Genomic DNA, 20227 nt, shown 5'->3' with positions numbered 1-20227 from the left:
ATGACTAAACGCGCACTAATTAGTGTTTCAGACAAAGCGGGTATTGTTGAATTTGCCCAAGAACTCAAAAAACTCGGTTGGGACATCATCTCAACAGGTGGGACTAAAATTGCCCTTGACAATGCTGGGGTAGATACCATTGCCATCGACGATGTGACTGGTTTCCCAGAAATGATGGACGGTCGTGTGAAGACTCTTCATCCAAATATCCACGGTGGTCTGCTCGCTCGTCGTGACCTCGATAGTCACCTAGAGGCTGCTAAGGACAATAATATCGAGTTGATCGACCTTGTTGTGGTCAACCTTTACCCATTCAAGGAAACGATTCTCAAACCAGACGTAACTTACGCTGACGCGGTTGAAAACATCGATATCGGTGGACCATCCATGCTTCGTTCAGCAGCGAAAAACCACGCTAGCGTAACGGTTGTGGTAGACCCTGCTGACTATGCTGTGGTGCTTGACGAATTGGCAGCAAACGGCGAAACAAGTTACGAAACTCGCCAACGTTTGGCAGCGAAAGTCTTCCGTCATACAGCAGCCTATGATGCTTTGATCGCAGAATATTTCACTGCTCAAGTGGGTGAAGAAAAACCTGAAAAACTCACTTTGACTTATGATCTTAAGCAACCAATGCGTTACGGGGAAAATCCTCAACAAGATGCAGACTTCTACCAAAAAGCTTTGCCAACGGATTACTCCATCGCTTCCGCTAAACAGCTGAACGGGAAAGAATTATCCTTCAACAATATCCGTGACGCTGATGCCGCTATCCGGATCATCCGTGATTTCAAAGACCGTCCAACTGTTGTGGCCCTCAAACACATGAACCCATGTGGGATCGGTCAAGCTGACGACATCGAAACTGCTTGGGACTATGCTTATGAGTCTGATCCAGTATCGATCTTCGGTGGAATCGTGGTTCTCAACCGTGAGGTAGATGCTGCGACAGCTAAGAAGATGCATGGCGTTTTCCTCGAAATCATCATCGCGCCAAGCTATACAGATGAAGCGCTTGAAATCTTGACAACCAAGAAGAAAAACTTGCGTATCCTTGAGTTGCCATTTGACGCTCAAGATGCTAGCGAAGTGGAAGCAGAATACACTGGTGTTGTTGGTGGTCTCCTCGTTCAAAACCAAGACGTGGTGAAAGAAAGCCCAGCTGACTGGCAAGTGGTGACGAAACGCCAACCAACTGAGACAGAAGCGACAGCTCTTGAGTTTGCTTGGAAAGCTATCAAGTATGTGAAATCAAATGGTATCATCGTGACCAACGACCACATGACACTTGGTGTTGGCCCAGGTCAAACCAATCGTGTGGCTTCAGTCCGTATCGCTATTGATCAAGCTAAAGACCGTCTTGACGGCGCTGTTCTTGCTTCAGATGCCTTCTTCCCATTTGCGGATAACGTGGAAGAAATCGCCAAAGCAGGGATTAAAGCGATCATCCAACCAGGCGGATCAGTCCGTGACCAAGAGTCTATTGAAGCGGCTGATAAACATGGTTTGACAATGATCTTCACAGGAGTCAGACATTTTAGACATTAATCAAAAAAGGCTGGGCAAAAAATGTCCAGCCTTTGATGTTTGATAGGAATAACTGCAAGACGCAGTGGTTGATTGGTATCTTTTTTCGCTTTTTAAGCTCCAAAGATAACCTAATCAACTGTGCGGGGGTGGGAAGACGAACTCCTTTTAAATAGTCTGAGTTCTTTCCCACTCCCTTTCTGCTGATTATGAAGACCTTAATCTGGGTAGATGTAGGTGACGGTTCCCCAGATGGGGTTGGTTGGATCGAACCAACCCCGGAAGTTGTCGATATAGCGATGGCCGTTGTAGTTAGCCTCTTGGATCTGAATTTTTTGGTCATGTTCGACGTCCGTAACCAAGGCGACATGGCCATATCCCCCATTGTCCCAACAGGCGATGGCACCGACCTCTGGAGTGTCTCCTGTCCGGAATCCCGCAGCGCGTGCACTAGCTGCCCACATGCCACCGTTTCCCCACCAGTTATGGGCCCAAGGGGCTAATTCTTTGGCTCCCCAGGTGCACTCACCAATGGGGTAGGTATTTCCCGGGTGTGTCGCAAGTGGAGTGAGCTTTGGCTTTGCCTTTTCCACTTGAAAGCTAGTGGGGAATAGCCCTTTTAGTTGTCCCTGGCTTTTCTGATAGACATGTAGGTGAAATAACCCGCTTCCCTTGTGTTTTTGAGCCTGAAAGCGCAGTTGGAAATGTCCAGGTGCAATCTTCTTTGAAGGATACCAGACCAGATCATCCTGCCCGTTTTCTTCTGACCAGATGGGGAATACAATCTCGTCAACGTCTTCGAACAACTTTAGGTCTACCACAAATTCTTGTGAAGAGTTGGGTGTGATCGTGATTTTGGGCTGGGAGGAGGCGAGGTCTTTTTGCTGGACACTGGTCGTGAGAGGGTAAAGACCGGTTAACTGTTCATTTGCCTCCACCCCATAGACATGGACATGATAAAGTCCAGCTTGATCAGAATGATTGGTCAATGGCACTTGTAGGTCAAATCCCTTGTCACTGCGTTCTACAGGATACCAAATCAGGTCATCTTGGCCATTTTGGTCAGACCAGATGGGAACTTGGATCTTATGATACTTATCCGGGACATTTCCAAGATGAATCATCAGCTGCCCTTTTTCGGCATAGATAGCATTGGTCGCTTGATCTGCATGAGCAAAAGAGGTTTGCATCCCCCATGTCGCACAAGTCAGTACGATAATTTTTTTGATCGTTTGCATAATACTCCTTTTCGTCAATTAGTAGGTCTCACCTATACTATTCGGAAAAAAATGAGAAATAGGAGAAAATAGCAAAAAATGTTTGGATTCTACTGAAAATAGGAGACTTTTGCTGAAATCATTAGAATAAAACGAACGATTATGATATAATTTAATAAAATAATTCGCAAAAGAGGTTCAAGATGAAACTTTTGGTTGTTGGTTCTGGCGGTCGTGAGCATGCGATTGCTAAGAAATTGTTGGAGTCTACAAACGTTGAGCAGGTTTTTGTGGCTCCTGGTAATGATGGGATGCGATTAGACGGTCTTGATTTGATCAATATCGGAATTTCCGAACATTCTAAGCTGATTGACTTCGCAAAAGCGAACGATATTGCTTGGACCTTTATCGGTCCAGATGATGCCCTTGCAGCTGGTATCGTGGATGATTTCAATGCAGCTGGTCTCAAGGCTTTTGGTCCGACCAAGGTTGCGGCTGAGCTGGAGTGGTCTAAGGATTTTGCTAAGGAAATCATGGTCAAATACGACGTTCCGACAGCAGCCTATGGAACCTTTTCAGATTTCGAGGAAGCCAAGGCTTACATCGAGGAAAAAGGCGCTCCAATCGTGGTCAAGGCAGACGGCTTGGCCCTTGGGAAAGGTGTCGTCGTTGCGGAGACAGTTGAGCAAGCCGTTGAAGCCGCTCAGGAGATGCTTTTGGACAATAAATTCGGTGATTCAGGTGCGCGTGTGGTCATCGAGGAATTCCTTGACGGGGAAGAGTTCTCTCTCTTTGCCTTTGTCAATGGGGACAAGTTCTACATTATGCCAACAGCTCAGGACCACAAACGTGCCTACGATGGTGACAAGGGTCCTAACACTGGTGGGATGGGTGCCTATGCGCCAGTTCCTCACTTGCCACAGAGCGTGGTTGACACAGCGGTTGACACCATTGTCAAGCCAGTTCTTGAAGGCATGATCAAAGAAGGGCGTCCGTACCTAGGTGTCCTTTACGCGGGGCTTATCTTGACAGCTGATGGACCGAAAGTCATCGAGTTCAACGCTCGTTTTGGAGATCCTGAAACGCAAATCATCTTGCCTCGTTTGACATCTGACTTTGCACAAAACATCACTGATATTTTGGATGGCAAAGAGCCAGCCATCACGTGGACGAACAAGGGTGTGACACTAGGCGTGGTTGTGGCCTCAAACGGCTACCCACTCGCTTATGAGAAGGGTGTCAAACTTCCAGCCAAGACAGATGGTGACATCATCACTTACTATGCTGGTGCCAAATTCGCTGAAAACGGGCAAGACCTTCTCTCAAACGGAGGACGTGTCTACATGCTCGTCACAACAGCAGATACCGTCAAAGACGGCCAAAACATTATCTACAACGAACTCAACAAACAAAACACAGAAGGCCTCTTCTATCGAAATGATATCGGTAGCAAGGCGATAAAGTAGAAGTACAAGAATAGCGCGACGAAGTCGCTAAACCCGATAATGGTCGCCGTGGTGAAAAGACCGGAACAGCATCTGTTCTGGTCGGGGGAAACTTTGAGACCTTAGACTCAAAGTTTAGGAATGAAACCGAAGGTTTGCTTCCGTCCCCACCACCTAAGACCATTATCAAAAAAAGAAAAAGGATTAAAAATGAAACCAGTAATTTCCATCATCATGGGCTCAAAATCTGACTGGGCAACCATGCAAAAAGCTGCTGAAGTCCTCGATAACTTCGGTGTCGCTTATGAAAAGAAAGTTGTTTCCGCCCATCGGACGCCCAACCTCATGTTCAAACACGCCGAAGAAGCACGTAGCCGTGGCATCAAGGTCATCATCGCGGGTGCGGGTGGCGCAGCTCACTTGCCAGGGATGGTCGCAGCTAAAACGACCCTTCCGGTTATCGGCGTACCCGTCAAATCACGTGCCCTTAGCGGTGTAGATTCACTTTATTCCATCGTTCAGATGCCAGGTGGAGTGCCTGTCGCAACTATGGCGATCGGTGAAGCAGGTGCGACTAACGCGGCCCTCTTTGCCCTCCGCCTTCTTTCGGTAGAGGACCAGGCTATTGCGACAGCGTTAGCGGATTTCGCAGAAGAACAAGGAAAAATCGCAGAGGAGTCTACAAATGAGCTCAACTAAAACCATTGGGATCATCGGTGGTGGTCAACTCGGTCAGATGATGGCGATCTCAGCTATCTACATGGGACACAAGGTTATTGCCTTGGATCCAGCAGCTGATTGCCCAGCCTCTCGTGTGGCGGAAATCATCATAGCTCCTTACGACGACGTGGATGCCCTTCGTCAGTTGGCAGATCGCTGTGATGTTCTCACTTATGAATTTGAAAATGTGGATGCTGATGGTTTGGATGCTGTTATCAAAGAAGGACAGCTTCCACAAGGGACAGACCTGCTTCGTATCTCCCAAAACCGGATTTTTGAGAAGGACTTTCTTTCCAACAAGGCCCAAGTCACTGTAGCACCATATAAGATCGTGACCTCAAGCCAAGATTTGGCAGATATCGATCTGTCGAAAAACTATGTCCTCAAGACGGCGACCGGTGGTTACGATGGCCATGGTCAGAAGGTCATTCGCTCAGAAGCAGACTTGGAAGAAGCCTATGCGTTAGCTAATTCAGCAGACTGCGTTTTAGAAGAATTTGTCAACTTTGACCTTGAAATTTCTGTCATTGTGTCAGGTAACGGCAAGGACGTGACAGTCTTCCCCGTTCAGGAAAATATCCACCGTAACAACATTCTTTCAAAAACCATTGTGCCTGCTCGCATTTCTGACAGTCTAGCTGAAAAAGCTAAAGCCATGGCAGTGCGAATCGCTGAACAACTCAACTTGTCTGGAACGCTTTGCGTAGAAATGTTTGCGACAGCAGATGACATCATTGTCAACGAAATTGCGCCACGTCCACACAATTCAGGGCATTATTCGATTGAAGCCTGCGACTTCTCCCAGTTTGACACGCACATCTTGGGCGTTCTCAGAGCACCACTCCCAGCAATCCACCTTCATGCGCCTGCTGTCATGCTCAATGTACTTGGCCAACACGTCGAGGCTGCTGAAACATATGTGACAGAAAATCCAAGCGCTCACCTCCACTTATATGGTAAACTAGAAGCAAAGCACAACCGAAAAATGGGACATGTGACTTTGTTTAGTGATATGCCTGATAAGGTTGAGGAATTCGGGAAAGGGATTGATTTTTAAGTGAAAATAGCGATTCTAGGACTTGGAGTCATCGGGACCACTTATGCCTACGCCTTCCAAAAAGCAGGCCATCAAGTGGAACACGTACTGAGAGATAGTAAGAAAAGCACTGCTCCGAAGGAGTTGTCGGTTGATCTACTAGATGGTCGCTATCATTCCAAAGGTGAAAATAAACACGACACCTATGAGGTTCATGTGGCAGAAGCTGATTCAGAATATGATTTTATTTTTCTGAGTGTGCGACATGGGTTTGTCAAAGAAGCTGTGGAGACCTTGCGAAAAAATAATATCAAAGGTACCCTTGTTTTCTTCTGCAATTTCTGGGATACTCGAAAAGAGGTCCAAGAGTGGGCAGGGGATTACGACTATATTCTGGCCTTTCCGACAGCTGGAGGTCACATGCAGGAGGACCATTTGGATGGTGTCTTGTTTGACCATTTAATGCTAGAAGGTGAGCAAAAAGCACACATTTCTAACTATGCTGATCTGACGACTTTGCTGACTTCTGCAGATTTGAAGTGGGAAGTGCCTCATGATATGGTCGAGTGGATTTGGATTCACATGGCGATTAACGCAGGTGTTACTTCGACAGCTGCGCGTTCGGGAAATCTGGAAAATCCAGAAGAATTGGCTTTAAACTTAATGAATAGTTCTTCAGAATTGTCATTGGCTATCAAGGCCATTCGAGAGGCTTTGAAAGTCGTAGAAGCGCGTGGCGTGAATTTGAAGCTTTATAAGGCAGAACTCTTACCCTACAAAATTCCAGCTTGGATAGCTGGCAAAGCCATGAAAGTCATGTTTGCGAAAAATGAGCTAACCCGAAAAATCATGACCTTGCACAATGACAAACAAGACATCTTCTATTGTTGTCAAAGTGTCTATCAGACTGGTCAAGAGTTAGGTGTGAAGATGCCTATTCTGGAAGCAAATATGAAGGGCATTTCGATTTAGGAGGTTTTATGATTCAACTTATCGTCAACGCATTTGTTGAAAAAGAAAAGACGGGAGCAGTCGTCGAAGTCTTGTATGCTAGTAGCGATCACAAAAAAGTGAAAGCTAAGTATGAAGAGCTGACTGCTCAATATCCTGAAAACTATTTAGCTATCTATGATGTCCCACTGGATACGGATTTGAATACACTCGATCACTATCCATCTGTGTGGATCGGGAAAGAAGAATTTGAATAAAGTGATGGCCGCTTGCTAACTGATGTAAAACATCAAAAGAAAGGAAAATTAAATATGATTGATAGATATAGCCGCCCTGAGATGGCGAACATTTGGACTGAAGAAAATAAATACCGTGCTTGGCTTGAGGTGGAAATCTTGGCTGACGAAGCATGGGCTGAATTGGGAGAAATTCCTAAGGAAGATGTGGCTTTGATTCGTGAAAAAGCGGACTTTGACATCGACCGTATTTTGGAAATCGAGCAGCAAACTCGTCACGATGTGGTGGCCTTCACACGTGCGGTTTCTGAAACGCTTGGTGAAGAGCGTAAGTGGGTTCACTATGGGTTGACTTCTACTGACGTGGTAGATACGGCCTATGGTTACCTCTACAAACAAGCCAACGATATCATCCGCAAGGATCTTGAAAACTTCCTCAACATCATCGCTGACAAAGCGAAAGAGCACAAGTTCACCATCATGATGGGTCGTACCCACGGTGTGCACGCTGAGCCGACAACATTTGGTCTTAAATTAGCAACATGGTACAGCGAAATGAAGCGCAATATCGAGCGTTTCGAGCATGCGGCTGCTGGTGTGGAAGCTGGTAAGATTTCTGGTGCGGTTGGGAACTTTGCCAACATCCCACCATTCGTAGAGCAATATGTCTGCGACAAGCTTGGTATCCGTGCTCAAGAAATCTCTACACAGGTGCTTCCTCGTGACCTTCACGCTGAGTACTTTGCAGTTCTTGCTAGTATCGCGACTTCTATCGAGCGTATGGCGACTGAAATTCGTGGTTTGCAAAAATCAGAACAACGCGAAGTGGAAGAGTTCTTTGCTAAAGGTCAAAAAGGGTCTTCAGCAATGCCTCACAAACGCAATCCTATCGGTTCTGAAAACATGACAGGTCTTGCGCGTGTTATCCGTGGTCACATGGTAACAGCTTATGAAAACGTAGCCCTTTGGCACGAACGTGATATCTCTCACTCGTCAGCTGAGCGTATCATCACGCCAGATACGACCATCTTGATTGACTATATGCTCAACCGTTTTGGCAACATCGTCAAGAACTTGACGGTCTTCCCAGAAAACATGATCCGCAACATGAACTCTACGTTTGGTCTTATCTTTAGCCAACGTGCCATGTTGACCTTGATTGAAAAAGGTATGACGCGTGAGCAAGCTTATGACCTTGTTCAACCGAAGACGGCCCAATCATGGGATAATCAAGTAGACTTCAAACCACTTCTTGAAGCAGATCCAGAGGTAACATCACGTTTGACTCAAGAAGAAATCGATGAAATCTTCAACCCAACTTACTACACCAAACGAGTGGATGAAATCTTCGAACGCATCGGTTTGGGTGACTAATCGCAACGAAAAAGGGAATTTGAAAAATAGACGAAAGAGGCTGGGCAAAAACTGTCCAGCCTTTGATGTTTGATAAGACTAACTGCAAGACGCAGTGGTTGATTGGTATCTTTGTTCGCTTATGAAGCTCCAAAGATGACCTAATCAACTGTGCGGGGGTGGGGAAGACGAACTCTTTTTAACTAGTCGGAGTTCTTTCCCACTCCCTTTTTAAACTTTTTATAGCTAAACTATCACTAATTATATATATTTTTAAAGAGGTCTTTAGAAATCGTTTTCAACATGCTATACTGGAGCTATAAAAAAGACCGAGATGTCTCAGTCTTTTTGGTTCTTAGTGATCGCGGTCACAGGAGATGAACTTGATCTTGTAGTAGTCACCGCGTTTATAGGTTTCCGTGTATTCAAGGATTTGGCCAGTCGCTTCTAGCTTGGTCGTCTTCACTTGTTTGACCGTTGGGAAATTTTCGTCGATCTTCAATACTTTAGCAACCTTGCTTGGTGTAGGAAAGACGATTTCGTTGACTTCTTCGAAGTGCTCATCATTCATATGAATGTGATAGTCTTCTTTGAAGCGATCATAGATAGAGCTGTAGTATTCCAAATTTGGATAGTTTGGATTGATGTATTGTTCAGGAATATAGGTTTGGTGGAAGATATAGGTATCATCCCCTGTCTGGCGAGTCCGTTCGATCTTATAGTAGAACTGCGTTGGGTTGAGGCCTAGTTTGTCTAGGATGCTCAAGGTATTTCCACGTTTAATAGAGAGAACTTTGACTTTGGCCTTTTGGATTGGGAAGGTTTCAACATCTGAAAATTCTACCAGTTTGTGTTTTCGAGCACGAGAAACAAAGGTTCCTTTTCCTTGCTGACGGACAATGTAGCCATCGGCGGCGAGGTCGTTCAAAGCACGGACAACGGTGATAGAGCTGACATCATAAATTTTGATGAGTTCAGCTTCCGTATAAAATTTATCTCCATTTTCAAATTTTCCTGAGATAATTTGCTGCTTCAAATCATCTTTGATGTGTTGGTACTTTGGAATTGCCATAGTGCTACCTCTCTTTAGATTTCTCTTATTTAACCCTATTTTAACATATTTTTTATAAAAGTGTTGACATTTTTCAAATAATTTATTATATTAATAAATGAAAAGGGTTACATATAAGAAAGGGGGGCGTTTATGGGAGTTTTTGAGATTCGCGATGCTTTCTATTTAAAAGGTCAACCCTTTAAGATTTTATCCGGAGCAATCCATTATTTCCGTATTGACCCAGCAGACTGGTATCATTCCTTGTATAATCTAAAAGCTTTGGGTTTTAACACGGTTGAGACCTATGTTCCTTGGAATGCGCATGAACCCCGCAAAGGGCAGTTTGACTTTAGTGGCCGATTGGATCTAGAGCGTTTCATTCAAACAGCCCAGTCCCTAGGACTTTACATGATTGTAAGGCCGTCGCCCTTTATCTGTGCAGAGTGGGAATTTGGTGGATTGCCAGCTTGGCTCTTAGAAGAAGACCTGCGAATCCGCTCATCAGACCCAGCCTTTATCGAAGCGGTGGATCGTTATTATGATCGCTTGCTTGGGTTGTTGACACCCTACCAAGTGGATCGGGGTGGTCCAATCCTTATGATGCAGGTGGAAAATGAGTACGGCTCTTATGGAGAAGATAAGGATTATCTTCGTGCCATTCGGGATTTGATGAAGGGAAAAGGCGTGACCTGTCCTCTCTTTACATCAGATGGTCCATGGCGAGCAACGCTAAGAGCAGGAACCTTGATCGAAGAAGACCTCTTCGTGACAGGAAACTTCGGTTCCAAAGCAGCCTATAACTTTGGTCAGATGAAAGAATTCTTTGACGAATACGGCAAGAAATGGCCCTTGATGTGTATGGAATTCTGGGATGGCTGGTTTACCCGCTGGAAGGAACCCGTGATTCAAAGGGACCCAGAGGAGTTGGCAGAAGCTGTCCATGAGGTCTTGGAGCTTGGTTCCATCAACCTCTATATGTTTCATGGCGGAACCAATTTCGGCTTCATGAATGGTTGCTCAGCTCGGGGAACGCTAGACTTGCCACAGGTGACGTCCTATGACTATGGGGCTTTGCTCAATGAGCAGGGCAATCCGACGGAGAAGTATTATGCTATTCAAAAAATGATGGCGACCTATTATCCGGAATACCCACAGCAAGAACCACTCATCAAAGAGTGTTTGCCAGAACAAACCTTGCAATTGGCAGCCAAGACTAGTCTTTTTGGGAATCTGGATAATTTGGCTCAAGTCGAGACCAGCCTTTATCCTGAAAAGATGGAAGAGTTGGGGCAAACCACAGGTTATCTACTATATGAGACAGACCTTGAGTTGGATGCGGAAGAAGAAAAATTGCGCATCATTGATGGTCGGGATCGGGTACAAATTTACCTGGATGATCAACATGTAGCAACACAATACCAAACAGAGATCGGTGAAGATCTTTTTATCAAAGGAAAAAAGAAAGCGGTTACGAATTTAAAAATCTTGCTTGAGAATATGGGCCGTGTCAACTATGGTCACAAGCTCTTAGCTGATAGCCAGCACAAGGGCATTCGCACAGGTGTCTGTGTGGATTTGCACTTCCACCTTCATTGGAAGCAGTACCCACTGGATTTACAAGATCTCAGTCAGCTCGATTTTTCAAAGGAATGGCAGGCAGGTGCTCCAGCCTTTTACCGATATGATTTTCAGCTGGACCACAACCTTGACACTTATCTGGATATGACAGGATTTGGGAAAGGGGTCGTCTTTGTCAACGGCCATAACCTTGGTCGCTTCTGGGAGGTCGGACCGACCACTTCACTTTATGTGCCTCATGGTTTCCTCAAAGAAGGAGCCAATAGCCTGATCGTCTTTGAGACAGAAGGGCGTTACCAAGAGACACTTCAACTTGTTCAACAACCTACATTCAAAGAAGTAAAGGGGGAAAACTTATGACTATTGTAGGATGCCGTATCGATGGACGTTTGATCCACGGGCAGGTAGCCAATCTTTGGACTACCAAACTAAATGTTTCACGTATCATGGTGATCGATGATGAAGTCGCTCAAAATGATATTGAAAAAAGTGGCTTGAAACTAGCGACACCACCTGGTGTTAAGCTCAGTATCTTGCCAGTCGCAAAGGCTGCGGAAAATATCTTGGCTGGAAAATATGATAGCCAACGACTCTTTATCGTAGCTCGCAAACCTGATCGTTTCCTTCGTTTGATCGAAGCAGGCGTTCAGCTTGAAACGCTGAATGTCGGCAATATGTCTCAATCCGATGAGACACGCGCGATTACCCGCTCGATCAATGTGGTGGACGCGGACGTGGAAGACTTCAACAAGATCCACGAAAAAGGTGTGAAGATTACGTCTCAGATGGTGCCAAACGACACTGCAGAAGACTTTATGAAGTTATTAAAGTAAAAGAAAATTTTTAGGAGGAAATTGTCATGATACAATGGTGGCAAATTTTACTACTTACTTTGTACTCAGCTTATCAAATCTGTGATGAGTTGACGATTGTTTCATCAGCAGGCTCACCAGTCTTTGCTGGTTTCATTACAGGACTTGTCATGGGAGATTTAAAGACAGGTCTCTTTATCGGAGCTTCTCTCCAATTGACAGTGCTCGGTGTTGGTACTTTCGGTGGAGCTTCTCGTATTGACGCAACATCTGGTGCCGTTCTTGCGACTGCCTTTTCAGTAGCAAAAGGGATTGATCCAGAGATTGCTATTGCTACAATCGCTGTGCCGGTAGCAACTTTGTTGACCTACTTTGATATTCTTGGTCGTATGACTACAACTTACTTCGCTCACCGTGTAGATGCTGCGATCGAACGTTACGACTATAAAGGAATTGAACGCAACTACCTTCTTGGTGCTGTTCCTTGGGCTCTTTCTCGTGCCCTTCCAGTCTTCTTGGCTCTTGCCTTTGGTGGTACTTTCGTAGAAACTGTTGTTACAGGTCTTGCTAATGTACAATGGTTGGCAAACGGTCTGAAACTCGCAGGTCAAATGCTTCCAGGTCTTGGATTTGCGATCTTGCTTCGTTACCTTCCTGTTCGTCGTAACCTTCACTACTTAGCACTTGGCTTTGGCTTAACAGCAATGTTGACAGTGCTTTATAGCAATGTTCAAAGCCTTGGTGCTGCAGTGTCTAGCATTGTTGGTTCTGATGTGTTCGCTAAACTTCCAAAAGAACAAGCTATTACTTTTGTTAACAACTTCAAGAGTGTATCTATGATTGGTATTGCCATTATCGGTATCTTCCTTGCAGTGCAACACTTCAAAAACAGCCAACGTACAGTCGTAGCTGCTCCAGCAAGCAATGTAGAAAGCGGGGAAATTGAAGATGACGAATTCTAATTACAAACTAACAAAAGAAGATTTTAAACAAATCAACAAACGTAGCCTCTTCACCTTCCAATTGGGTTGGAACTACGAACGGATGCAGGCTTCTGGTTACCTTTATATGCTTTTACCTCAGTTGCGTAAAATGTATGGTGATGGCACTCCAGAATTGAAAGAAATGATGAAATTGCATACGCAATTCTTCAATACTTCACCATTCTTCCACACCATTATCACTGGTTTTGACCTTGCTTTGGAAGAAAAAGATGGTGTCAAATCAAAAGATGCGGTGAACGGGATCAAGACAGGTCTCATGGGACCATTCGCTCCTCTTGGGGACTCAATCTTTGGATCATTGGTACCAGCTATTATGGGTTCAATCGCAGCAACTTTGGCTATTGCAGGAAACCCAGCCGGTATCTTCTTGTGGATCGCTGTGGCAGTTGCTTATGACATTTTCCGTTGGAAACAGTTGGAATTTGCCTATAAAGAAGGGGTTAACCTCATCAACAACATGCAAAGTACCTTGACAGCTTTGATCGACGCAGCTGCCGTTCTGGGTATCTTCATGGTTGGTGCCTTGATTGCCAGCATGATTGGTGTTGAAGTTTCTTGGACTCCACACATTGGGGACAAAGCGATTGAAATTCAAGATATGCTCAATTTGATCTTCCCACGTTTGGTACCAGCTATCATCACAGGTGTAATCTACTGGTTGCTTGGACGTAAGGGTATGAACTCTACAAAAGCTATCTTGCTCATCATCCTTGCAGCAATCGCATTCTCAGCATTTGGCCACTTCTTCTTTGGAATGGCATAATGGAGTAAGGTATGGCAAAACAGTTAGTATTGGTCAGCCATGGTCGCTTTTGTGAAGAGCTTAAAGCGAGCACAGAGATGATTATGGGACCACAAGAATCCATCCATACGGTTGCACTCTTACCAGAAGAAGGACCAGAAGACTTTACTGCTAAATTTGAAGCAACCGTCCAAGGTCTAGAAGACTATATTGTATTTGCAGATCTCTTGGGAGGAACTCCTTGCAACACTGTGAGCCGCTTGATCCTTGAAGGACGTGCGATTGACTTATACGCAGGGATGAATCTTCCGATGGTCATCGAATTCATCAATAGTAGCCTGACTGGTAATGAAGGGGACTACCCTGAACGTGCAAAAGAAAGTATTGTCAAGGTCAATGACCTCTTGTCAAACCTTGATGATGATGAAGATGAGTAGGTTGGTATGGGAGTCTGGGAGAATCATCTCAGGCTCCTTTCCCATTTATCAACGTTAGATTGTAGAAAGGAACAACAGGTTCTATGTTAGACTATACAAAAGAAGACTTGCAGGAGCTAGGAGCAGAGATCACCACTCGTGAGATCTACCAACAACCAAGTGTTTGGAAAGAAACGGCTCGCTTGTACCAAGAAAGAAAAGCGGAAATAAAAACTTTCTTAGAAAAAATTGGGCAAGAGCATGACTATATCAAGGTCATCTTGACAGGGGCAGGGACCTCAGCCTATGTGGGGGATACCTTGGTTCCATATTTGCAGGAAGTGCACGATGAACGCCACTGGAATTTCCAATCCATTGCGACGACGGATATCGTAGCTCATCCTCAAACCTATTTGAAAAAAGAGGTTCCGACGGTTTTAGTATCTTTTGCCCGGAGTGGCAATTCGCCAGAAAGTGTCGCAACCGTGCAGTTGGCTCAAGACTTGGTTGATGAGCTCTATCAGATCACCATTACCTGTGCCGAAGAAGGGAAACTGGCCCAGCAAGCCCACGGAGATGAGCGCAATCTCTTGCTTCTCCAACCAAAAGAAACCAACGATGCTGGCTTTGCGATGACCTCTAGCTTTACCTCCATGCTTTTGACAGCTCTCTTGGTCTTTGATCCAAGCGAGGAAGAGATCAAGGAAAACCGAGTAGCAGAGCTGGTTGATCTGTCTGAGCAAATCTTGGAGAAGGACCGTGAGGTCAAGGAAGTGGTCGATCTAGACTTCGAGCGCGTCATCTATCTGGGGGCAGGACCTTTCTTTGGTCTAGCCCATGAAGCCCAACTCAAGATTTTGGAATTAACAGCAGGCAAAATCGCAACCATGTATGAGAGTCCTGTCGGATTCCGTCACGGTCCGAAATCCCTCATCAATGACCAGACCCTCGTCTTGGTCTTTGGATCTATTGATCCTTACACTCGTCAGTATGATCTGGACTTGGTTCGAGAAGTAGCTGGAGATCAGATTGCCCGTCAGGTCGTCCTCTTGACTGACCAAGCTGCAGGGATCGAGCATGTACGGGAAGTGTTAGTAGACGCTTCTGCAGACTCACTAGATATCTACCGTGCCTTCCCTTATATTATCTACGGTCAATTGATTTCTCTCTTGACCTCACTCAAGGTGCAAAATCGCCCAGACACACCTTCACCGACTGGTACTGTCAATCGGGTTGTGCAAGGGGTGATCATTCATCCATTTCATAAAGAATAGCCACTAATTTTCTATAAAAAGTGGAGTGTTTCTTCTTGTGAAACTGATACAATGGAGAAAAACAGTGAGAGGAGAAGGTTTTGAAACAGTATCAAGAAAGCGTGTTTGGAGAATGGCAGAATCAAGAGGTTCGGGCTTATCGCCTCGAAAATGACAAGGGCTACCAATTATCTGTTATGACCTATGGGGCGACGATTTTAGAATATGTGACACCTGATAAAGAAGATCAGTTTACGAACATTATTCTAGGCTTTGATCGCTTTGAGGACTATGTGGGCAATAGCCCTAAATATGGGGCTAGTATTGGCCCGGTAGCAGGCCGGATTGCAGGGGCAAGTTTTGAACTCAATGGAGAGACCTATCATTTGGAAGCTAATAACGGTGCTAACTGCAACCACAGTGGACCAACGGGCTGGGACAGTGCCTTGTTTAGCGTTGAGTCGGTAACGGATCAGGAAATCACTCTGTATACAGAGCGTGCAGATGGTACCGGCGGTTTCCCTGGAAATCTCAAAATCTGGGTAACCTATGGTTTGACGGAAGATGGTGAACTTGAGATTGCCTATCGGGTAGAAACGGATCAAGATACCTTGGTCAACCCGACCAACCACAGCTATTTCAACCTATCTGGGAACTTCACCCAGCCGATCAATGACCATGTCTTTCAGATCAACCATCAAGGGCTTTACCCTATCCATCCAGACGGTGTTCCTCTTCAGACCGTGGATAGAGAAAGTCCGGTTGTTCAGCATCTCTACCAAGCCATGCTCTTGGAGGATCTTTTTAAGGACTCTGATCCGCAAATCCGCCTGGTAGAAGGATTAGACCATACATTCGCTCTTCCAGAAGGGCATGAAAATGCTGGTTTTCTTTACCATCAGCCATCTGGACGTTTTTTGACCTTCAAGTCAGAAGCCCCAGCCTTGGTGGTATATTCAGCCAATTTCGTAGACAAAACAGTTCATCTGCAAGGGCAACCAATGGTTCAGCACAATGGCTTGGCTCTAGAATTCCAAACAGTGCCAGATGCCATTCACAGTGACCAAGCTGAAAAGGTCATCTTGAGAGCAGGTCAAGTCTTCACCAGCAAGACTAGCTACCATGCCATCGCTAAGAAATAAGAAGGAAAGGGGAGTGGCCAAACAAGGATGTGAAATCCTTGCTTGAGACCTCCTCTTTTTCTCAAAAAAAATTTTTTAGAAAAACTATAAGGAAATTTTAAGCTTCCTATCGTATACTAATACCATCATCAAAGACCTCCTAACTTTGAATGATAAAACTCCTAAAACTTTTTCATAATAATCTCCCTATAAGAGCCACCAAAGCCGGTGGCTTTTCTATATCTCTTAATGAGGTGAACTCAGAGAGTTCAACCGAATTTAGAGATATTGATGCAGTTTGAGCGGAGCGAGAACTACGATCCTTCTTTCTTAGCGAACGTTAGTGAGCTTAGGTACATTGATGCAGTTTGAGCGGAGCGAAAACTACGTTCCTTCCTAACCGAACCAAAGGTACCGAAGTATTTTAATAGGGCGTAAGCTCTTTATTTTTTTGCACAGAAAAAAGCTCCTTGAGAAATTCTCAAGGAGCAGTGGAATGACTACTTGCTCGTTGCATCAGACACTTTTTTGAATTTTGCTGAAATAATCGTATTTAGATTATTATGTCCATCGCGTTGCTCAATCGTCAACGTTAAAATATCTCCATCAATAGAGTATTTATACGTAGTTTCTTTAGCGACAGGTCCAATGGACATGGTTGCAAGTTGCACAATATTGATAGCTTCTGGGAAGATAATCGTTTGGTTTGCTGTATCTAATTTACCGTTCTTCAATACAGAATGAATTTTAGCATTACCTCTATCAAATTCATAAGTTGTATTGGGCAAGTCTTTAGCGCCATCCTGTAGATTGACTGATAATTTATTAAATTGATTTTTAATATATTCTTCTTTCGTTTGAGTCACTTTAGATGCATCTTTTTGTTTTAAGTAATCGTAGAACCTTCCAAAACCATCTGCTAGAGATACAGTATAGTCGAATTCAACAGATGTACCTGTAATGTTCAACGTTGGTTTTAAATCTTTCCATGCCTCAGGATAGATAAGCTTGATAGCCGAATCATCATTGTCAAAATCTTTAAAGGCTAAGCTACGTTCAAGAGCTGGTCGGAAGTCGATGGCTTGCCATTTTCCTTCAATTGGAACAGGGTCTTTTTGAGTAGTGCTTCCTTTACGTTTGAAGTGTAGTTCATAGTGAACTGGAAGATTATTTTTCTTCGCTTTTCCATCAATCGTGACATAAAGCATGTCGTCTTTTAATTTGTAGTGATATGTGTTTGGCGAAACGCGATTTTCACCGAATGAGAAGAAGAATGAGTTTGCTACTGAAAGTCCTTCATCAAAGGTCATTGTTTTGGCACCTTGATCAATAGAACCCGTTGCTTCGTAGCTAAACACGCCAGTATCTTTATTCATGCTGACTTTGTATTTCTTAAAGTCGCCTGCAAATCCTTCATGAGAGTCATACATGATTTTTTTGAATTCTTCTTCAGTCTTGCCTCTAGCTTCTGTTGTGACAGTGGAGAAAGCTTTAATAAAGTTATCAATGTTATAGTCGTATTTAATGGTTGCCGTATTGTTTTCAATCTTCATGTCCATTTTGAAGTCTTTAACAGATTCAAGCAAGTGTGCAAAGTGGATTCCATGGAGGGTATAGGCACCGATGGATTCCGTTAAAGCATCGAGAGTATCGACTAATTCCCATTCGCCATCAATCGTTTCGACTTTTGCTGTTTCTGTTTTAGCAGCATTTTTAGAGCCACTTTGTTTTTGAGAACAAGAAGCTAGTAGGAAGACTGAGAGCAGAGCAACGAATGCTAAAAATAATTTTTTATAACGTCTAATCATCGCTAGACCTCCTTAAAATAGATGATTGTATTACGCTTATATTATACGTGCAACACAATTGTTTTGCAAGGGCTTTCAAACGAATCGCAATTTTGTTTTGTAACTTGACCGATTATTCAACATAAGAAACGGGAAAATTGTATGTAGCAGAGTCCCCAATAGATGAGATTCTCAAGGCTTCCTAAATTATTTTTTTGCACACAAAAGAGGCTGGGACAAAAGTCCTAGCCTCTCAATTATTTTTGGATTGTCGAGCAAGACGCAGTGGTTGAGTGGGCTCTACTACGCTGATTTCATCAGCTTTTACAGCCCTACTCAACTGTGCGGAGGTGGGACGACGAAATCGAATTCTAACGAATTACCGATTTCTGTCCCACTCTCAGTGAGCTATTTAATTAGTTTTAGGATCTGAAACTTTCTTGAATTTCATTGGATAAACGAGATGTGCTCCTGTTTCTTCGAATGTTTTTTCAGCGTAAATTGTAAGGATGTCACCATTCAATTCGTAGTGATAAGTAATTGGTACGTCTGTAGAATTTATATAAAGTGGTAGAACTCCAAAGATGTTTGGAACTTCAGGGAATACGATCGTTTTTGCATTCTCTTTTAAAACCCCATCATTTAACGTTGCAGTTAACACTTTTGTATCGTTATCAAACGTTCCAGTTTGATGTTTAAAACTTCCAAATTTCTTTTCTCTTACGCCTAGAAGGATGGCAGTTGCTTCTTCTTTTGTAGGATATTCATCTTTATTCTGTTCAGCATAAAAATCAATATACTTATTCATATCAGCGCTATAAGAATAAGTTACATCTGTTCCTGTAATTTTTAGAGTCGGAACGATATCTTGGAAGGCTTCAGTAACCTTTAATCGACTATTAGCATCACCATAATAAATTAAGAAAGTACGTTCCACTGTATCTCTAAAATCTACAGCTTTCCAGTCCCCTTCGAGTGAGACTGGGGTCGGTGCTACTGTGGTAGTTTCTGCAACTGCTGTAGTCTCAGCGGTTGTTTGTTGTTTCTGTTGCTGTTGTTTCTGTTGCCCACATCCTGATACCAATAGAAGAGCAAGAAGGGAAAACATCCATAGGGAACTTTTTTTCATATTGTTCATGATTGATCACTCCTTCTAATGATTGTCTTCTACGTAATTGAAACGAAGACGTATTACTCTAAAATGACTTTGTTCATCTTTACCTTCAGCATAAAGTGTTAGTTGGTTACCTTCAACGGTGTAAGTATAAGTAATTGGTACAAGTGAATTATACGTGGTTCCCATAACAATTCTACTTAAAAATGTAGGTGTTTCAGGGAACGTAATAGTATGTTTCTGTGTATCGATTTCTCCAGTTAGAGAGTAATCATAGGCATAATTAGGTTCGTCAAGAGTAATCTTTGTATGTTTCAAATTTGGAATATAATTCTTAAATTCAGCAGTTTTATTTTTTAAATACGATTCATAATTCGCTTTGTTCTCTCCTGTTGCAAATGCTTGATCCTCATACAGTTTTCTGTAATCAAAATGGTACTTCAATTCAACGGTTTTATCTTTAATGGTCATCGTCATCTTAACCTTATCGAAGTCATCAAGCATTAGTACAGCGGCAAGTTTTTTGATATTAGAAGCTAGGAATACTTTTTGAATGGTCATTTGTTGGTCAGTCCATTTCCAAGTTCCTTGTTGATCCTTTGTAAGATCTTGTGGTGCTTTTATTGTTTGAGGAGATTTATCTGTTTGAGAAGACTTATTTGTTTTAGAAGACTGCGATGGAGAAGACTGACATCCCGCAATAAGGAGCACTGCAAAGAATGCCAAGAAACCGAAAAGGATCTTCTTTGTTTTAGTAAACATAAATTTACCTCCTAAACGTTGTTGCTTTAATTTTATCATTAAAGGAAATAATTATAAAGTGAAATGGTGAGCGATAGATGAAGAAGGGACTGTATAATA

Annotated in this window: 19 protein-coding genes; 14 read left to right on the top strand and 5 right to left on the bottom strand. The window is 43.6% G+C overall.

From position 1 onward, the window contains the following. A complete protein-coding gene (gene purH / locus SM123_RS00570) occupies window positions 1–1548 on the top strand; it encodes a bifunctional phosphoribosylaminoimidazolecarboxamide formyltransferase/IMP cyclohydrolase (RefSeq protein ID WP_049490653.1) in 1548 nt (515 codons plus the stop codon). Window positions 1549–1745: 197 nt separating this feature from the next. Here purH and SM123_RS00565 read toward each other — a convergent pair whose 3' ends face one another. After that, window positions 1746–2765, bottom strand: coding sequence for a GBS Bsp-like repeat-containing protein (locus SM123_RS00565; RefSeq protein ID WP_320909592.1), 1020 nt, complete (start codon window positions 2763–2765; stop codon window positions 1746–1748). A 182-nt stretch (window positions 2766–2947) separates the two neighbouring features. Between SM123_RS00565 and purD the strand changes: the two genes are divergently transcribed. The 6 genes from purD (at window position 2948) to purB (ending at window position 8506) form a co-directional block, all read left to right on the top strand. Continuing rightward, window positions 2948–4210, top strand: a complete 1263-nt coding sequence (gene purD, locus SM123_RS00560; protein ID WP_320909591.1) for a phosphoribosylamine--glycine ligase — start codon at window positions 2948–2950, stop codon at window positions 4208–4210. Between the two features lie 189 nt (window positions 4211–4399). Continuing rightward, a complete protein-coding gene (gene purE, locus SM123_RS00555; protein ID WP_070675976.1) occupies window positions 4400–4888 on the top strand; it encodes a 5-(carboxyamino)imidazole ribonucleotide mutase in 489 nt (162 codons plus the stop codon). Then, window positions 4875–5966, top strand: a complete 1092-nt coding sequence (purK, locus tag SM123_RS00550; RefSeq protein WP_320909590.1) for a 5-(carboxyamino)imidazole ribonucleotide synthase — start codon at window positions 4875–4877, stop codon at window positions 5964–5966. The genes purE and purK overlap by 14 nt, the downstream gene beginning before the upstream one ends. Next, window positions 5967–6917, top strand: coding sequence for a ketopantoate reductase family protein (locus SM123_RS00545; protein WP_045760092.1), 951 nt, complete (start codon window positions 5967–5969; stop codon window positions 6915–6917). 8 nt (window positions 6918–6925) lie between these two features. After that, complete coding sequence (locus SM123_RS00540) at window positions 6926–7153, top strand: phosphoribosylaminoimidazole carboxylase (RefSeq protein WP_195623702.1); 228 nt, start codon at window positions 6926–6928, stop codon at window positions 7151–7153. Between the two features lie 54 nt (window positions 7154–7207). Next, the gene (gene purB, locus SM123_RS00535; RefSeq protein WP_320909589.1) at window positions 7208–8506 is read left to right on the top strand and encodes an adenylosuccinate lyase; all 1299 of its coding nucleotides are present in this window, start codon (window positions 7208–7210) and stop codon (window positions 8504–8506) included. Window positions 8507–8840: 334 nt separating this feature from the next. Here the strand turns inward: purB and SM123_RS00530 are convergent, their stop codons facing one another. Further along, complete coding sequence (locus SM123_RS00530; protein WP_070594681.1) at window positions 8841–9557, bottom strand: GntR family transcriptional regulator; 717 nt, start codon at window positions 9555–9557, stop codon at window positions 8841–8843. A 132-nt stretch (window positions 9558–9689) separates the two neighbouring features. Between SM123_RS00530 and SM123_RS00525 the strand changes: the two genes are divergently transcribed. The 7 genes from SM123_RS00525 (at window position 9690) to SM123_RS00495 (ending at window position 16486) form a co-directional block, all read left to right on the top strand. Then, window positions 9690–11477 (top strand): glycoside hydrolase family 35 protein, encoded by a 1788-nt coding sequence (locus SM123_RS00525; protein ID WP_049483972.1) that lies wholly within the window; start codon window positions 9690–9692, stop codon window positions 11475–11477. After that, window positions 11474–11950 (top strand): PTS sugar transporter subunit IIB, encoded by a 477-nt coding sequence (locus tag SM123_RS00520; protein WP_003009322.1) that lies wholly within the window; start codon window positions 11474–11476, stop codon window positions 11948–11950. Before SM123_RS00525 ends, SM123_RS00520 begins: the two co-directional genes overlap by 4 nt. Before the next feature lie 26 nt (window positions 11951–11976). Next, the gene (locus SM123_RS00515) at window positions 11977–12891 is read left to right on the top strand and encodes a PTS mannose/fructose/sorbose/N-acetylgalactosamine transporter subunit IIC (protein ID WP_201088033.1); all 915 of its coding nucleotides are present in this window, start codon (window positions 11977–11979) and stop codon (window positions 12889–12891) included. Beyond that, window positions 12878–13696, top strand: coding sequence for a PTS system mannose/fructose/sorbose family transporter subunit IID (locus SM123_RS00510; RefSeq protein ID WP_023920055.1), 819 nt, complete (start codon window positions 12878–12880; stop codon window positions 13694–13696). The genes SM123_RS00515 and SM123_RS00510 overlap by 14 nt, the downstream gene beginning before the upstream one ends. An 11-nt stretch (window positions 13697–13707) precedes the next feature. Next, window positions 13708–14112, top strand: coding sequence for a PTS sugar transporter subunit IIA (locus SM123_RS00505; RefSeq protein WP_150905004.1), 405 nt, complete (start codon window positions 13708–13710; stop codon window positions 14110–14112). Between the two features lie 83 nt (window positions 14113–14195). Next, on the top strand, window positions 14196–15365 hold the full coding sequence (locus SM123_RS00500) for an SIS domain-containing protein (RefSeq protein WP_320909588.1): 1170 nt from the start codon (window positions 14196–14198) through the stop codon (window positions 15363–15365). A gap of 80 nt (window positions 15366–15445) precedes the next feature. Next, on the top strand, window positions 15446–16486 hold the full coding sequence (locus SM123_RS00495) for an aldose epimerase family protein (RefSeq protein WP_320909587.1): 1041 nt from the start codon (window positions 15446–15448) through the stop codon (window positions 16484–16486). Between the two features lie 479 nt (window positions 16487–16965). Here SM123_RS00495 and SM123_RS00490 read toward each other — a convergent pair whose 3' ends face one another. From SM123_RS00490 to SM123_RS00480, 3 genes are all read right to left on the bottom strand, one after another. After that, a complete protein-coding gene (locus tag SM123_RS00490) occupies window positions 16966–18273 on the bottom strand; it encodes a hypothetical protein (RefSeq protein WP_320909586.1) in 1308 nt (435 codons plus the stop codon). Window positions 18274–18664: 391 nt separating this feature from the next. Next, entirely contained in the window at window positions 18665–19390 is a 726-nt protein-coding gene (locus SM123_RS00485; protein WP_320909585.1) for a hypothetical protein, read from the bottom strand. 15 nt (window positions 19391–19405) lie between these two features. Beyond that, entirely contained in the window at window positions 19406–20128 is a 723-nt protein-coding gene (locus tag SM123_RS00480) for a hypothetical protein (RefSeq protein ID WP_251458491.1), read from the bottom strand. Between the last annotated feature and the right edge of the window lie 99 nt (window positions 20129–20227).

This window comes from Streptococcus sp. S5 (assembly GCF_034134805.1).
GTDB lineage: Bacteria > Bacillota > Bacilli > Lactobacillales > Streptococcaceae > Streptococcus > Streptococcus lingualis.
Note: the sequence above shows the minus strand (reverse complement) of the source record. Positions and strands in the feature narration are given on the sequence as shown.

Bases quoted from the DNA above. Each gene is read 5' to 3' on its own strand.
- purH (WP_049490653.1), top strand. From the start codon at position 1: ATGACTAAACGCGCACTAATTAGTGTTTCAGACAAAGCGGGTATTGTT.
- SM123_RS00565 (WP_320909592.1), bottom strand. From the start codon at position 2,765: ATGCAAACGATCAAAAAAATTATCGTACTGACTTGTGCGACATGGGGG.
- purD (WP_320909591.1), top strand. From the start codon at position 2,948: ATGAAACTTTTGGTTGTTGGTTCTGGCGGTCGTGAGCATGCGATTGCT.
- purE (WP_070675976.1), top strand. From the start codon at position 4,400: ATGAAACCAGTAATTTCCATCATCATGGGCTCAAAATCTGACTGGGCA.
- purK (WP_320909590.1), top strand. From the start codon at position 4,875: ATGAGCTCAACTAAAACCATTGGGATCATCGGTGGTGGTCAACTCGGT.
- SM123_RS00540 (WP_195623702.1), top strand. From the start codon at position 6,926: ATGATTCAACTTATCGTCAACGCATTTGTTGAAAAAGAAAAGACGGGA.
- purB (WP_320909589.1), top strand. From the start codon at position 7,208: ATGATTGATAGATATAGCCGCCCTGAGATGGCGAACATTTGGACTGAA.
- SM123_RS00530 (WP_070594681.1), bottom strand. From the start codon at position 9,557: ATGGCAATTCCAAAGTACCAACACATCAAAGATGATTTGAAGCAGCAA.
- SM123_RS00525 (WP_049483972.1), top strand. From the start codon at position 9,690: ATGGGAGTTTTTGAGATTCGCGATGCTTTCTATTTAAAAGGTCAACCC.
- SM123_RS00520 (WP_003009322.1), top strand. From the start codon at position 11,474: ATGACTATTGTAGGATGCCGTATCGATGGACGTTTGATCCACGGGCAG.
- SM123_RS00515 (WP_201088033.1), top strand. From the start codon at position 11,977: ATGATACAATGGTGGCAAATTTTACTACTTACTTTGTACTCAGCTTAT.
- SM123_RS00510 (WP_023920055.1), top strand. From the start codon at position 12,878: ATGACGAATTCTAATTACAAACTAACAAAAGAAGATTTTAAACAAATC.
- SM123_RS00505 (WP_150905004.1), top strand. From the start codon at position 13,708: ATGGCAAAACAGTTAGTATTGGTCAGCCATGGTCGCTTTTGTGAAGAG.
- SM123_RS00500 (WP_320909588.1), top strand. From the start codon at position 14,196: ATGTTAGACTATACAAAAGAAGACTTGCAGGAGCTAGGAGCAGAGATC.
- SM123_RS00490 (WP_320909586.1), bottom strand. From the start codon at position 18,273: ATGATTAGACGTTATAAAAAATTATTTTTAGCATTCGTTGCTCTGCTC.
- SM123_RS00485 (WP_320909585.1), bottom strand. From the start codon at position 19,390: ATGAACAATATGAAAAAAAGTTCCCTATGGATGTTTTCCCTTCTTGCT.
- SM123_RS00480 (WP_251458491.1), bottom strand. From the start codon at position 20,128: ATGTTTACTAAAACAAAGAAGATCCTTTTCGGTTTCTTGGCATTCTTT.